Origin of the sequence: Enterococcus sp. H57 (assembly GCF_003112495.1) — a bacterium.
GTDB classification, from domain to species: Bacteria; Bacillota; Bacilli; order Lactobacillales; family Enterococcaceae; genus Enterococcus_B; species Enterococcus_B faecium.
In genome coordinates, this window is record NZ_BEHC01000068.1 from 46922 (window position 1) to 60780 (window position 13859).

At 38.3% G+C, this 13859-nt stretch carries 14 protein-coding genes; 2 read left to right on the forward strand and 12 right to left on the reverse strand.

All coding sequences use genetic code 11. From position 1 onward, the window contains the following. The 5 genes from DIZ30_RS13805 to DIZ30_RS11775 form a co-directional block, all read right to left on the reverse strand. Positions 1-1173 (reverse strand): fructose PTS transporter subunit IIA (locus DIZ30_RS13805; protein WP_234414816.1); only part of this gene is annotated, 1173 nt, incomplete at its 3' end. Positions 1174-1190: 17 nt separating this feature from the next. Then, complete coding sequence (gene pfkB, locus DIZ30_RS11760; protein ID WP_002288484.1) at positions 1191-2105, reverse strand: 1-phosphofructokinase; 915 nt, start codon at positions 2103-2105, stop codon at positions 1191-1193. Beyond that, positions 2102-2854, reverse strand: coding sequence for a DeoR/GlpR family DNA-binding transcription regulator (locus DIZ30_RS11765; RefSeq protein WP_033602674.1), 753 nt, complete (start codon positions 2852-2854; stop codon positions 2102-2104). Before DIZ30_RS11765 ends, pfkB begins: the two co-directional genes overlap by 4 nt. 157 nt (positions 2855-3011) lie before the next feature. Next, positions 3012-3221, reverse strand: a complete 210-nt coding sequence (locus tag DIZ30_RS11770; protein ID WP_002294422.1) for a hypothetical protein — start codon at positions 3219-3221, stop codon at positions 3012-3014. A gap of 10 nt (positions 3222-3231) precedes the next feature. Beyond that, positions 3232-4560 (reverse strand): hypothetical protein, encoded by a 1329-nt coding sequence (locus tag DIZ30_RS11775; protein ID WP_061573502.1) that lies wholly within the window; start codon positions 4558-4560, stop codon positions 3232-3234. A gap of 135 nt (positions 4561-4695) precedes the next feature. Between DIZ30_RS11775 and DIZ30_RS13560 the strand changes: the two genes are divergently transcribed. After that, positions 4696-4851, forward strand: coding sequence for an SPJ_0845 family protein (locus DIZ30_RS13560; protein WP_002288488.1), 156 nt, complete (start codon positions 4696-4698; stop codon positions 4849-4851). 73 nt (positions 4852-4924) lie between these two features. Here DIZ30_RS13560 and yihA read toward each other — a convergent pair whose 3' ends face one another. The 7 genes from yihA to DIZ30_RS11810 all read right to left on the reverse strand — a co-directional run bounded on the left by yihA (position 4925) and on the right by DIZ30_RS11810 (position 11602). Further along, entirely contained in the window at positions 4925-5512 is a 588-nt protein-coding gene (yihA, locus tag DIZ30_RS11780; RefSeq protein ID WP_002288491.1) for a ribosome biogenesis GTP-binding protein YihA/YsxC, read from the reverse strand. An 82-nt stretch (positions 5513-5594) separates the two neighbouring features. Beyond that, positions 5595-6845 (reverse strand): ATP-dependent Clp protease ATP-binding subunit ClpX, encoded by a 1251-nt coding sequence (gene clpX, locus DIZ30_RS11785; RefSeq protein ID WP_002294425.1) that lies wholly within the window; start codon positions 6843-6845, stop codon positions 5595-5597. 246 nt (positions 6846-7091) lie between these two features. Next, positions 7092-8381: a trigger factor gene (gene tig, locus DIZ30_RS11790; RefSeq protein ID WP_002292069.1), complete on the reverse strand. Its 1290-nt coding sequence runs from the start codon at positions 8379-8381 to the stop codon at positions 7092-7094. A gap of 153 nt (positions 8382-8534) precedes the next feature. After that, positions 8535-9467: a hypothetical protein gene (locus tag DIZ30_RS11795; protein WP_002326939.1), complete on the reverse strand. Its 933-nt coding sequence runs from the start codon at positions 9465-9467 to the stop codon at positions 8535-8537. Positions 9468-9623: 156 nt separating this feature from the next. Then, on the reverse strand, positions 9624-10283 hold the full coding sequence (locus tag DIZ30_RS11800; protein WP_098188983.1) for an RDD family protein: 660 nt from the start codon (positions 10281-10283) through the stop codon (positions 9624-9626). A gap of 2 nt (positions 10284-10285) precedes the next feature. Continuing rightward, entirely contained in the window at positions 10286-11311 is a 1026-nt protein-coding gene (sppA, locus tag DIZ30_RS11805) for a signal peptide peptidase SppA (RefSeq protein ID WP_002324980.1), read from the reverse strand. Positions 11312-11323: 12 nt separating this feature from the next. Further along, on the reverse strand, positions 11324-11602 hold the full coding sequence (locus DIZ30_RS11810; protein WP_098188982.1) for a hypothetical protein: 279 nt from the start codon (positions 11600-11602) through the stop codon (positions 11324-11326). 408 nt (positions 11603-12010) lie between these two features. Here DIZ30_RS11810 and glmS point away from each other — a divergent pair, with 408 nt between their 5' ends. Beyond that, entirely contained in the window at positions 12011-13816 is a 1806-nt protein-coding gene (glmS, locus tag DIZ30_RS11815) for a glutamine--fructose-6-phosphate transaminase (isomerizing) (protein ID WP_098188981.1), read from the forward strand. Positions 13817-13859: the final 43 nt, after the last annotated feature.

A 13859-nucleotide genomic window follows, 5' to 3' on the forward strand; every position in this document is an offset into this window, starting at 1 on the left:
AGCTAATGCACCAGCAGCAAATCCAACGATCAAACCAGGGCGGTCACCGATACTTGAAGCAATAAATCCTGCTAATACCGGCAGCATGAAACCAAATGCAGCTTGTCCGATTTGGTTGAACCAGCTAGCAGCTTGATTGTAATTCCCTAGATTTGATAATTGATCATGTGGCACGCCAATAAATTGGTCGATCATGAAAGAAAGCGCAATAGCGATTCCTCCACCAATAACGAAAGGTAACATGTGTGATACGCCGTTCATCAAATCTTTGTAGATTCTTTGTCCGATAGTACCATCCGCATTTCCTTCTTCTGAACTGCTTTCTTTTCCATCACCATGGAATACTGGTGCAGTACCACTAAGGGCTAGATTGATCAACTCTTCTGGTTTACGGATACCATCACTGACAGGACGATTGATCAGTTCTTTTCCGTCAAAGCGATTCATCTCTACTTTTTTGTCTGCTGCAACGATTACACCTTCTGCACGGGCGATGTCTTCAGCAGTCAATCGGTTTTTGATTCCTTCTGAACCGTTCGTTTCGACTTTGATCTCCACACCCATTTCTTTCGCTCTTTTCTTCAAAGCATCTTCTGCCATGTAAGTGTGAGCGATCCCTGTTGGACAAGCTGTAACGGCAACAACGAATTTTCTTTCTGGATGAGCAGAAGCTTCTGCAGCTTGTGTTTCTTGTTCTGCTTTTTCTTCTGCTTCTTTTTGCTCTTCAGCTGTTTGGAACAAGTCTTGGACTTCTTCTGGTGTATTTGCTTCTTTTAATTTTCCTACGAAATCTGCATCAATCAGCAATCGAGATAGTGCTGCTAATGCTTGCAAATGTGTGTCGTTTGCGCCTTCTGGAGCTGCGATCATGAAAAACAGATAAGTTGGCTGTCCATCTAAGGCTTCATAATCTACTCCTTTTTGGCTTTTTGCGAATAAAACTGTTGCTTCTTTAACTGCACTATTTTTCGCGTGAGGCATGGCGATTCCATCACCAAGACCTGTAGAAGTTTGTGCTTCACGGGCTAGAATTCCTTCTTTATATGTGTCGATATCGGAAATCCGGCCGGCATCAAACATTTTTTGGACCATTTCATCGATTGCGCCTTTTTTATCAGTCGCTTGCAAATCCATGATCATCGCTTCTTTGACCATTAAATCCTTGATATTCATGATTATCCTCCTTGAAACTAATCAATTTTTGTGATTTCAACTTCTGGCAGCAACTCATCAATCAATTCGCGAGCTGCCAAGTCATCAGAAAAAGCTGTTGCGCTTCCGCAAGCAACTCCCCATTTAAAGGCTTCGATTGGATCTTTCGTACGGCTGTAAGCCCCAATAAAGCCGGCAATCATTGAATCCCCTGCACCTACTGAATTTTTCAATGGGCGAACTAATACATTCGTTTTATAAGTTCCTTGTTCCGTGAAGAGCAAAGCACCGTCTCCAGCCATTGAGATCAGCACATTCTGTGCCCCTTCAGCTAGCAATTTTTTACCATACGGAATGATTTCTTCTACAGATTGAAAGGTTGTATTGTAAAGCTCAGCTAATTCGTGATTGTTTGGTTTGATCAACAATGGTTTCTTAACAAGTGCATTTTTTAGGTCATCACCTGTTGTATCAATCACGAAATCTGCACCTTTTTCTCGAATGATATCAATCAGTTCTTGATAAAATCCTTTTCGCAGGCTAGCCGGCGCGCTTCCTGACAATACGACGATATCTCCTTGTCCTACCGTTCCTAATGCTTGCTTCAACTCATCGATTTCTTCATCTGAAATAGATGGGCCCAAACCGTTAATTTCAGTTTCAGTATCTGATTTTAGTTTGATATTGATTCTTGTATCTTCTTTTACGGTTGTGAACAAAGACTGGATTTGTTCTTTTTCAAGCCACTTCGAAATAAATTCGCCAGTGAACCCTCCTAAAAACCCTAGTGCTGTAGATTGAGAATCGATCCGTTTCAAAATACGGGAAACATTGATCCCTTTTCCTCCAGGTAACTTGAAGTCTTCCTTCATTCGGTTCAAATCGCCTAGTTTTAACCCATCTACGCGTACGATATAATCAATTGATGGATTAAGTGTTACTGTGTAAATCATTGTATTGCCTCCTTAATTGTTGTCTTTTCACGGAATTCATTAACGAATTCTAATGGACAACGCTCGGTTATGATCGTGGCTGCTTCCAAAGGTGCAACAGAGGTGAACGACAACTGGTTGAATTTGGTATGATCAATCAATACAAATGTCTCTTCGGAATTTTTCATGGCTAAACGTTTAACAGCTGCCTCTTCTGGATCCGGAGTCGTGAATCCTTGTTCAAGATGGGCACCGTTCATTCCCATAAATGCTTTATTAAAATAAAAATTTTTTAGTTGTTCTATCGCATTAGATCCTAAAACAGCATTAGTTGCCAGCTTTATCGTTCCACCTAAAATAATGGTAGCAAGCTCCAAATCAACTAAATTTGCCGCATGTTGAACGGAATTTGTCACTACTGTGATCTGTTTTCCTTGCAGAAAAGGAATCATTTCTAACGTAGTAGAGCCAGCGTCTAAATAAATGACATCTTCGTCATTAATGGTTTCAGCTGCCGATTTGGCGATTTGCTGTTTTTCGTGAACGTTTTTGAGTGATTTTTCACTCATATTCTGCTCAAAATTCAATAATTGCTCTTTCTTAGCTCCGCCATGAACTCTTTCTAGAAACCCACTATTCTCCAGCTCTTGTAAATCACGTCTTATCGTTGATTCAGAAGCATTCAAAAGGTTTACAAGATCTTGTGATTTCACGATTTTCTGCTGTTCAAGCAAGTCTAGGATTTTTTGTCTGCGTTCCTCTGTAAGCATTTTCACGATCACCTCAATACAAATAATAGCATATTTTTTTTCTACTCGCAATATAAATCAGTCAAAAACGTTCATAAAAATTATAAATCAGTCAAAAAAAATAAAAAACCAGTCAAAAAGACTGGTTTTTTATTTTTTTGTCTATCATCAAACCGTTTTATCGTTTTTTATTTTCGCTTCTTGTTTTTTTCATATAAACAGAAGCAGGTTTTCTTTCCTTATGAAGAAGATAATAATAAAGTCCCATCCCGCCAAACATGACCAAAAAACCGATGACTGATCGAATAGGAAAATTAGGAACAAAAAAGAGACAGACGGATAATAATGATGCCGGAACCATTATTCGATAATAGAGTTGTTTATCCATTTTCTTCACCTCATATTTTTTTTAAAGTAATCAATTGTTCTAATTCTCGGTAATCTAAAAATTGCACACGCAGATGCTGCTCACCTTTCTTGACATCGAATTGGATACTTCGCCGCTTTTTCTTTATTCGTTTGAAGGTAACATCAGAGAGTCTATGTTTGACTTCCTTTAACGGTAATTCTGACAGGGATTCTGAAGGAACATAGATTCTTAAGGATAAAAGATACTCTTGATATTTTTCATCTGTTACCTCTACTTCTAGATATTCCCTAATATAATAACAATAAGCTTCGATTCCATTATCCAAAGCAACAGTCGGATCGATAACTTTATAGCACATCATGCGCGAGCGATTCTCGTCAACCCAAGGAAAATACGCCTGAGCATTTAGTGTTCCGCGAACACGCCTTTCTTTATAATCTTCTTGTTGAATATCATAACTTTTTGTTACAAAAAATGAAGCATTCTTTTTAGGAACAGGTTGCATTTGTGCATTCTGATACTGGACAGATTGGATCGTATGGTCAGTGTAAATGTATTCAACGAATGGCGGTTTCAATAAACCGACACCATTGTCCCAAGCAAGATGATCAAACCCAAGCTGGTCCCTAAAATAGGATTGAAACATTTGATTGTTTGGCTTTTGCCAGTTAAAGGGGTCTCGATAAAGCTGGATACATATGACTTCGTTTTCTAATTCCTTCACTTTTTCTACTTGTTGGATGTCGAGAAAAATCGGTTTAGGGATGATTTGATGATAATAGCGACTATAATACATTTCCCAACACGAAGTGAAACATAAACCTTGGTAAAAAAGATCGTATCCTGGAAATTGGTTGCAATCGACTACTACTTCCCCGTTTTGTTGTTTCATTTTAGGTAAATGTTCGATTTCATCCTTTTTCTCAAACAATAGCCGTTGAGAGATCTGTTTTGTATTGTGATAGATAAACTCGCTATAAGCTCGCATATAGGCGAACACCCCATGAGCAATCATTTTTTTCTGAATGAAGTCTCGAATCAAAAATTGCTTTTCTTTGAAAACAGAGATAGACAATACATTTTTTATCAACAATTTATTATCTTCCAAGCGAAAACTACATTCGTTCTCGTCATTTCCTACAACTAACCAACTTTCGTCTCTTACCGATGCTAGCATTATTTTTTCTTGAAGCTTTCGAAGATCATACGGATCCGCTTGTTGTGTGAAAGAGCGGATAAATGTTGGCTGGATCAACAGACGTGTCAAAATAGCCCAATCGCTTATTTCCTGTTTTTTTTCTTCTTCATTTAAGTCTGTGAGCTGGATAGTCATCAATAATTTATCTTCACCAATCATTTTCTCACCTCTTTCAAATATTTTTATAATTTAATTATAACCAATGATAAAGAAAAACTAAAACTTTATGTCTTAGAAACCAATTTGGACGATTACATGATAGACTAAGTAAAAAGAAACAAAGAGGTGTTTACAATGGGGTTGAAATTTGAACGTACAGATAATTTAGATAAACTTTTCGAATCATTTGCTGTCGATCCGGAAAAAACAGTTGCACCAAAAGAAGAGATCGATCGATTTCTAAAACCACAGCCACAAAATGAAAAGAAAAAAGACAAGAAACAAAAGTAAGTTAAGCTCAAAAAAAGACTTACCAGCCAAACTTTTATGAAAGAGTTTGACTGGTAAGTCTTTTTTATTCTTTTTATGATTCAATTGCTTGTTCGATTGCTGCCCACGCTTCTTCTTTTCCCTGTTTTGTAACGGAAGAAAAGAGAATAAACGTGTCATTGCGATCAAAATCCAACGCTTTTTTGATTTCGCTCTCATGCTTGTTCCATTTACCACGAGGGATCTTATCTGCCTTAGTGGCAACAACAATTACAGGGATATCATAATACTTCAAAAATTGATACATCTGGATATCTTCTTGAGAAGGCTTATGACGCAAATCTACTAAAGAAACGACCGCACGTAGCTGGTCTCTAGTCGTTAAATATGTCTCGATCATCTTTCCCCATTTTGCTCGCTCAGTTTTGGATACTTTTGCATACCCATATCCCGGAACATCGACAAAATGTAATGCGTTCTCGATCAAATAAAAATTCAATGTCTGGGTCTTTCCTGGCTTACCGGAAGTACGGGCTAAATTCTTGCGATCAATCAATGTGTTGATAAAAGAAGATTTCCCTACATTTGATCGTCCTGCCAGAGCTATTTCTGGCAATTGTGTATCTGGATATTGTTTTGGTGCCACTGCACTTATGATAATTTCAGCTTGATGGACTTTCATGGTCTCTCTCCTTAACAAGGTGATGAATAAAGCAAGCGGCTGTCGCAAAAGCCAAAATGACTTTTACGGCAGCCTCTTTTCATCAACCCGCTTTTTTCTCTGAATCTTTATAGATTACTGTTGGCTCACCAGACAATTCAGCTGCTTCTTTTGTGATAATCACTTTTTCGATGTTTTCATTTGAAGGGATATCAAACATTACATCCATCATGATTTCTTCAATGATGGAACGAAGTCCTCGAGCACCGGTATTGCGTTCGATTGCTTTTTTCGCAATGGCTCTCAACGCTTCAGGTTCGAATTCAAGTTCGGTATTATCTAGAGAAAGAAGTTTTTGATATTGTTTGACTAGCGCATTTTTCGGCTCAGTCAAGATCCGTACCAGATCATCTGTTGTCAATTTCTCTAAAGCTGCCATAACAGGTAATCGTCCGATAAACTCAGGGATCAATCCGAATTTTAGTAAATCTTCAGGAATGATATGCTGCATGACACTTTCGTCTTCAGAAAGTTTTTGGTTTTGTGTACCAAATCCAATCGTCTTTTCGCCCATACGATTCTTCACAATCGTTTCGATGCCATCAAATGCACCACCTACGATGAACAATATGTTCGTCGTATCAATCTGAATAAATTCTTGATGTGGATGTTTACGTCCTCCCTGAGGTGGCACGCTTGCAACAGTTCCTTCTAGAATTTTCAGCAAGGCTTGTTGGACACCTTCGCCGGAAACGTCACGAGTAATAGATACATTTTCGCTTTTACGCGCAATTTTATCGATCTCATCAATATAGATGATCCCTTTTTCTGCACGTTCCACATTGTAATCAGCAGATTGAAGCAATTTAAGCAAAATGTTTTCTACATCTTCCCCCACATAACCAGCTTCTGTCAAACTTGTCGCATCTGCGATTGCAAAAGGTACATTCAATGTTTTTGCTAATGTTTGTGCTAAAAATGTTTTACCAGACCCTGTAGGTCCGATCAAGCAGATATTGCTTTTTTGCAGTTCAACATCATCTGTGTTTTCTTGTGCTTGCTGATTGACACGTTTATAGTGATTGTATACGGCAACAGCTAACGAGCGTTTTGCGCGATCTTGTCCAATCACGTAGTTATTCAATACTTCAAGAATTTCTAGTGGTTTAGGGACTTCAGTGAATTCGCGTACAGCTTCTTCATAAAATTCTTCATCAATGATTTCTTTACATAGGTCGATACATTCATTACAGATGTAGACCCCTGGACCAGCTACGATCTTTTTCACTTCTTCTTGGGTTTTCCCGCAAAAAGAACAACGTACGGTCTCATTGCTACTTGGATTGTCATACATGGTCTTCACCCCTTAACTTGCAAAAAGTATGCAAGAAACTATCAAAGACTTTACAGTCTTTTACTATCATAACATAGTTTAGTAAAAAGAAAAAGTGTTTAACAAAGGATCAACTGACCTATACCTTTGCATTTTTTACTCTTAACAAAAAATAAGGAACTGTGACAAAATCGTGTCACAGTCCCTTATTTCGAATAAACAATTTTCTAGAAGTAGCTTCTTCAGAAATGATTTATTACTTGATTTCTATTCTTTCGCTTCTGTCGCTGTACCTGTGATCAATTCGATTGCTTTTTTCATTGTCACATCATGTTCCAGCATATCTTCTGTCAACACGCGTTTGATTTGTTCGATTGGCATGTTGTATGTTTCTGATAATTCTTGGATTTCTGCATTGATTTCTTCTTCTGTTGCTTGAAGATTTTCAGCAGCTGCAATTGCTTCGATCACAAGATTTGTTCTTGTGCGCATTTCTGCTTCACCTTCGAATTGTTTATGCAAGTCTTCTTCTGTAGAACCAGTTAATTGATAGTACATTTCAGGAGAGATACCTTGACGTTGCATGTTGTTCAAGAATTCGTCCATTGAACGATGTACTTCATCATGAACCATCACGTGTGGCAATTCAACGATTTCTGCGTTTTCAACAGCCATACGGATCGCTGCTTCATCTTTTGCATCGTCCGCTGCTTTTTCTTTTGTTTCTACTAATTCTTTGCGATATTTTTCTTTCAATTCGTCTAATGTTGATACTTCGTCATCAACATCTTTTGCGAATTCGTCATCTAATTCAGGCACTTCTTTTGCTTTTACTTCATGGATTGTCACTTTGAAGACTGCTTCTTTTCCAGCAAGATCTTCTGCTTGATAATCTTCTGGGAAAGTTACATTTACATCTAGACTTTCACCTGATTTATGACCAACTAATTGATCTTCAAAACCTGGAATGAATGAGCCTGAACCTAATTCAAGTGAGTAATTTTCGCCTTTTCCGCCATCAAACGCTTCGCCATCTACAAAGCCTTCGAAGTCGATTACTACTGTATCGCCATTTTCAGCTGCAGCATCTTCTTTGATAACTAATTCAGCTTGTGCTTCTTGTTCACGTTTGATACGTGCATCCACGTCTGCATCTGTTACTTCACGGTCTTGTTTTTCAACAACTAGATCTTTATATTGTCCTAATTTTACTTCTGGTTTCACTGTTACTTCAGCAGTGATTACCCAGTCTTGACCTTTTTCCATGCTTTCAACATCGATTTTTGGTTGAGAAACAGGATCGATGCCAGCTTCTTTGACAGCAGCTTCATAAGCTTCTGGTAATACAGCATTCAATGCATCTTCATATAAAGCTTCTTCACCGTACATACGGTTGAATACTTGACGAGAAACTTTCCCTTTACGGAATCCAGGTACGTTCAAGCTTTTTTTCACTTTATTAAACGCAGTTGTTAATCCTTTTTGGATTTCGTCTTGCGCAATCGTAAATTTTAAAACACCATCATTCGTGCCTTTTTTTTCAAATGTTGCAGTCATTTAATTCCCTCCGAGTTTAGAAATTCATTTTATACATCAAAAACGTTTCATGCATACCTTTAAATAGTACACTAACCCTTTCAAATTGTAAACATATTGAATGGATAGAATCCTTGTTTTTCATAACATTTTTATCTTTTTCACTGATAAAATTTAATGGAAGAAGATCATTTGCTGCAAAATTTTTTCTCTTTTTTTTAAAAAATCTTGTTTTTCATCTTCTGTACCTTCATACATCGTTTTTCCTGTACACGCCTCTACAGTCAGTTGAAACCAGCGCTTCGGGTCTTCGATGTATGTATCATAGACAGGATAAACAATTGCAGATTGCAACGTGAATTCTTCTTTTAACACGGAACTAAGCAGCGCATCTTCATTACCGTAACGATCTGAAAACACACATAATCGCTGGTAACTTGCCTGCTGCTGCGGCTTTGGCAGATCTTTTGGTATGACTCTGACTAACTTTTCTTCAATCGTCAAATAGAAAACAGGATGGCATTCGTTCAATTGCCTAAGTGTCTCCAGTAATTTTGCCCTTGCTAAAATATGGATCTCTGGCGATACAATAAGTTTACTCGCTGTTTGGATAAACTCATGATAAGGAAGCTGTTCGATCTCATCAATAGACGCAAGCTGACGTGCAGGTTCCAACGAAGGAAGTTCCTCCGATTTATTGTGGAGTGCCTTGATCTTCTGCCTCTCCATTTGTCCGGATAATTCTTCTGCAAATTGGATTTTTTCAATGACCCGCTGCTCGAAAGCTTCATAAAAATCTGTACTTGCTATCAATTTTCTAGCATATAAAAAATCTTGTGTACTGATTAACAAGTCAAAATAAAATTCAGCAAACTCCTCATTTTGAAGATACTGTTTTTCATGCAAGAGTGCTTGCTTCAATGCTTCTTTTTTCTCGTCCAACTCGTAAAGACAAAAAACAAGCAGGCTATTAGCCTCAAAGCTTTCTTTCAACTCGTAAGCTCGTTGAAATAATTCTTTTGCCTGCTGATATTGCTGGTTTGCTAGTGCTTGTTGTGCTACTCGCATTAAATTCTCATATTTTTCTGGAAAATCAATCGGCTTCACGCAGTGTCCTCCTCTTGCTCATGTTCAGCTCATGTTCAATAGTAGCAAAACAAAAAAAGCATGACAATTAAAAATAACTGAAGCACCCTCTAAAAGCTAGATTTTAGATCTGACTTTTAGAAGGTGCTTTCAACTGTTACTGCTTTTTATTGCTCATCAGCTGTTGACTTCCTGGTTGAATGCTTTGATCAGATTGATCGTAACAACACTTGTATTAGTGAAAAAATCGCCCAGATGTTGCTTTTTCTGATTAAAGATTGCTGGAAGATACCCTAACATCAGCAAAGGAAATTTTAGAATGAACCGGCAAGCACCTTCTCTAACTAAAACGGTTGACCAGCTAAGTTCTTCTTCATCAAAGCTGATGACTCGAATACCAAAGATCATTTTCCCAATCGTTTGGCCATGATTGAATTTCGTCAATAAAATAAAATACGCTAGATAAATAAGTAAAGCTGTGAATCCGTAGAGACTCAGATAAGAATCTGAAAAATTAAGCCAACCTAGATTTTTGGCAATACCAAGTGTTAAACACGTAATAGCTCCGATACACAAAAGATCGACCAAGAAAGCAAACATTCGGATAAAAAAACCTGCATAGAAATACTTAGGAAAATCATTTGCTTTCGGCGGTTCATTTCTTGTGTCCGTATACTTTTTCCATTTACGTTGTTTCTTTTTGATTTCTTCGGGCGTCAAAGGCTCTCTTTCAAAAGAGCTCAGTACCTTTTGGAAAAAGTTGGAGTCAGGTCCTACAGCAGGCTGCTGTTGCTTATCTTTTTCTTGTTCCTTATTTTCATTTGAAAGCTCTGACATGCTTACTCACCTCCGTAATAATACATTGCTTTTGGTGATTCCGCTGTCCCTAGATTCTCAAGAACGGATAAGATCTGACTAGTCTCAGAAGGCTTCAATCCCTGGAATTCTGCTAGTTTACTTCCTAACCATGTACTAGCAAACCCAGATGGCGTGGAAGAATATTCTACTAGTTCCGCATCTTCAAGCTGTTGTTCCTTTCGCATAGCTTTTAAAGCATCTTCAGGAAATCCCAATTCATCGACTAAACCTACTTCTTTTGCTTGGACACCATCATAAATCCTTCCATCAGCAATTTTTTTGACTTCTTCTTCAGATTTATTCCGTCCCTCGCTGACGATTGCTACAAAACGACTATATGCGCTGTCGATATATGCTTGAAGCACCGCTTCTTCTTCTTTTGTCTCTGGTCGCGTTCCTGAACCCATATCTTTCAACGCTCCGCTTTTAACTGTTGTATCTTCCACACCCAGTTTTTCTAGAAGTCCTGAATAATTCAATCCTGACATGATCACACCAATTGAGCCGGTCACTGTTTCTTCTGTTGCAAAGATTTTATCTGCTTGAGCAGAAATATAGTAGCCACCGCTAGCTGCCATGTTTTTCATGCTGACATACATTGGGATATCATGTTCTTTACGAATCGTATCCAATTTCTTAGCGATTTCCGCACTTTCGTAGACACCGCCACCAGGAGAATTTACTTCTAAAAAGATACCTTTGACTGTTGGATCTTCTTCAATCGCCTTCAGTTGTTCCATAAAATTTTTATGATTGTAACCTTCAGAAGCAAATAAACCTGAAGACCCTCCCGCAGCAATCGTTCCATCTACTGATAATTTTACGATTTTTTGCGTACTGTCTCCCTCTTCCAGCACATTTGGAGCTAGTTCTTCATCCCCATATAACCAACTGTTCAATCCCTCAATTTGATCGTTTTCCTGAGGCTTAGTCAAACTAGCTGAAACTAACGAAACCACAAATAATCCTGCAGCAATCAGAACTGCTGCCCAACGTCTTTTATTCATTCTTTCTCCTTTCTAATACAGGTTTTTTATGACGATCACAGTTTCTGACTGCTCAGAAGTGTCGAACCGCTCTGCTTTTTCTTCCCGCGCATACCCGGAAAACGACTCTTTTGTCAATTCATCTTCTACCGTAAACTCACGAGTTTGAGCAACTTCCAAGGCATCAGGTGCGATTTCTTGGATGCTATCCCAGCCAGTATCTAAAAATATTTTCGTATCATCTGATACTTCGAATTTGGACAATTGTTTTTTTAACATTCCCAGTGTCATGATCTCAATTTTTGAATCCATTTTTACTCCTCCTCTATCCGATTACTTTCTATTGTACCGAACTCCTGAAAAAGATGATAGATAAAAACCCATTATTTTTTGACATAAAAAGAGCATTTGACAAAGCATTTGATATATACCAATTTATTTTTTATTCTTTTTTTGTTGACAAGAACATTCGCAAAAGGTTATGATTTTAAATGTTTCCAGATAAAAAACAAAAAGGAGGATAGTTATACCTTTTAGGATAGCGCCAGGTCTGTGTAAACAGATGACGAGGAGAGGGTTTATCGAAAGATTCGGCGGATGGCCCTAGGGACTGCACTCTACAGAAAATCCACAAAAAGTATCTGCAAAGATAAAACAAAAGGATTTTCCTGCAGCTGGAAGCATTCATACGAATTCATTATAGAAAGTAGGATGTTTTTTATGTGCGGAATTGTTGGAATGATTGGATTAAAAAATGTAACACCAGGATTGATTGACGGTCTAGAAAAATTAGAATACCGTGGATATGATTCAGCTGGTATCTTTGTCTCAGATGGCACAACTGATTATCTGGTCAAAGCACAAGGCAGAATTCAAAATTTGAAAAACAAAATAAATATTGATACTACAGGAAATATAGGTATTGGTCATACACGTTGGGCAACTCACGGGCAACCTTCTGAAGAAAACGCCCATCCACATACTTCCCAAAGTGGACGCTTCGTGCTCGTTCACAATGGCGTAATCGAAAACTTTGAAGAACTTAAAATTGCTTATTTAGCAAATGACCACTTTATTGGTGAGACCGATACTGAGATTATCGCTCATCTAATTGAAACTTTTGCGAAAGATACTACAACGCAAGAGGCGTTTTTAAAAGCTTTGCGGGTCATCAAAGGTTCTTACGCTTTCGCTTTGATTGATCGTACAGCACCTGATGTTATTTACGTCGCTAAAAATAAAAGTCCACTATTAATCGGACTTGGCGATGGATTCAATGTGATTGCCAGCGATGCAATGGCTATGCTTGCTCATACGAAGGAATTCGTTGAGATTGAAGATGAAGAGATGGTTACCGTCACATCAGAAAAAGTTATTATTCAAAATTTTGCAGGTGACATCGTAGAACGTTCTTCATTCGAAGCACAAGTAGATTCTTCAGATATCGAGAAAGGTACCTATCCTTTTTATATGCTGAAAGAAATCGACGAACAGCCTATTATCATGCGTCGTATCGCTCAAAAATACGTAACAGAAGACAATCGTGTCTCTCTTGATCAAAAGCTGGTCGATACATTGTCTGATAGCGATCGAATCTATATCGTTGCTTGCGGAACTAGTTACCATGCGGGTTTAGCAGGTAAACAGACTTTGGAAAAATTGACACAGATTCCTGTTGAGGTTCATTTAGCCAGTGAATTTGGCTATAACACACCTCTTCTTTCAAAAAAACCATTCTTTATTTTCTTGAGTCAAAGTGGCGAAACAGCAGACAGCCGCCAAGTGCTGGTAAAAATCAACCGTCTCGGCTACCCTTCACTTACGATTACAAATGTTGCTGGTTCTACTCTTTCGCGGGAAGCATCCTTTACACTGCTATTGCATGCTGGACCCGAAATCGCAGTAGCATCAACGAAAGCTTATACTGCACAAATAGCTGTACTAACTTTATTAGCCAAAGCTATCGGTGATAAAAAAGAATTTGAAACTTCTCTTGTATTCGATATCACTCATGAATTGAGTTTAGTTGCTAATGCGATGGAATCGGTCATCGCCCAAAAAGATTATTTAGAAGAGTTGGCAGCAGTATATTTCAGCGGTACAAGAAATGCCTTTTACATTGGACGTGGCGCTGACTACAACGTTTCTCTTGAAGCTGCTTTGAAATTGAAAGAAATCAGTTATATCCAGGCAGAAGGTTTTGCCGCTGGCGAATTGAAACATGGAACGATTGCTTTGATCGAAGAAGGAACACCAGTGATCGGAATCATCAGTGAAGAAGTGACTGGTGCGCATACTCGAGGAAACCTGAAAGAAGTCGAAAGCCGTGGCGCTAAAACACTAGTTATTGTCTCAGAGGGATTAGAAAAGGAAAGTGACCAGCTGGTGCTACCAACTGTCCACCCTTATCTAACTACTCTAACCACAGTCGTACCGACTCAATTACTTGCATATTACGCAACGCTATTACGGGGATTCGACGTTGACAAACCACGTAATTTAGCGAAATCAGTGACAGTAGAATAATAAAAGAACAGGGGCCAGTGTCAGACATCTGACACTGGTCCTT

Excerpts from the sequence above, each read along its gene's own strand:
- DIZ30_RS11770 (WP_002294422.1), bottom strand. The coding sequence starts at position 3,221 with ATGGATAAACAACTCTATTATCGAATAATGGTTCCGGCATCATTATTA.
- DIZ30_RS11775 (WP_061573502.1), bottom strand. The coding sequence starts at position 4,560 with ATGATTGGTGAAGATAAATTATTGATGACTATCCAGCTCACAGACTTA.
- pfkB (WP_002288484.1), bottom strand. The coding sequence starts at position 2,105 with ATGATTTACACAGTAACACTTAATCCATCAATTGATTATATCGTACGC.
- yihA (WP_002288491.1), bottom strand. The coding sequence starts at position 5,512 with ATGAAAGTCCATCAAGCTGAAATTATCATAAGTGCAGTGGCACCAAAA.
- DIZ30_RS11810 (WP_098188982.1), bottom strand. The coding sequence starts at position 11,602 with ATGGATTCAAAAATTGAGATCATGACACTGGGAATGTTAAAAAAACAA.
- sppA (WP_002324980.1), bottom strand. The coding sequence starts at position 11,311 with ATGAATAAAAGACGTTGGGCAGCAGTTCTGATTGCTGCAGGATTATTT.
- DIZ30_RS13560 (WP_002288488.1), top strand. The coding sequence starts at position 4,696 with ATGGGGTTGAAATTTGAACGTACAGATAATTTAGATAAACTTTTCGAA.
- glmS (WP_098188981.1), top strand. The coding sequence starts at position 12,011 with ATGTGCGGAATTGTTGGAATGATTGGATTAAAAAATGTAACACCAGGA.
- DIZ30_RS11800 (WP_098188983.1), bottom strand. The coding sequence starts at position 10,283 with ATGTCAGAGCTTTCAAATGAAAATAAGGAACAAGAAAAAGATAAGCAA.
- clpX (WP_002294425.1), bottom strand. The coding sequence starts at position 6,845 with ATGTATGACAATCCAAGTAGCAATGAGACCGTACGTTGTTCTTTTTGC.
- DIZ30_RS11765 (WP_033602674.1), bottom strand. The coding sequence starts at position 2,854 with ATGCTTACAGAGGAACGCAGACAAAAAATCCTAGACTTGCTTGAACAG.
- tig (WP_002292069.1), bottom strand. The coding sequence starts at position 8,381 with ATGACTGCAACATTTGAAAAAAAAGGCACGAATGATGGTGTTTTAAAA.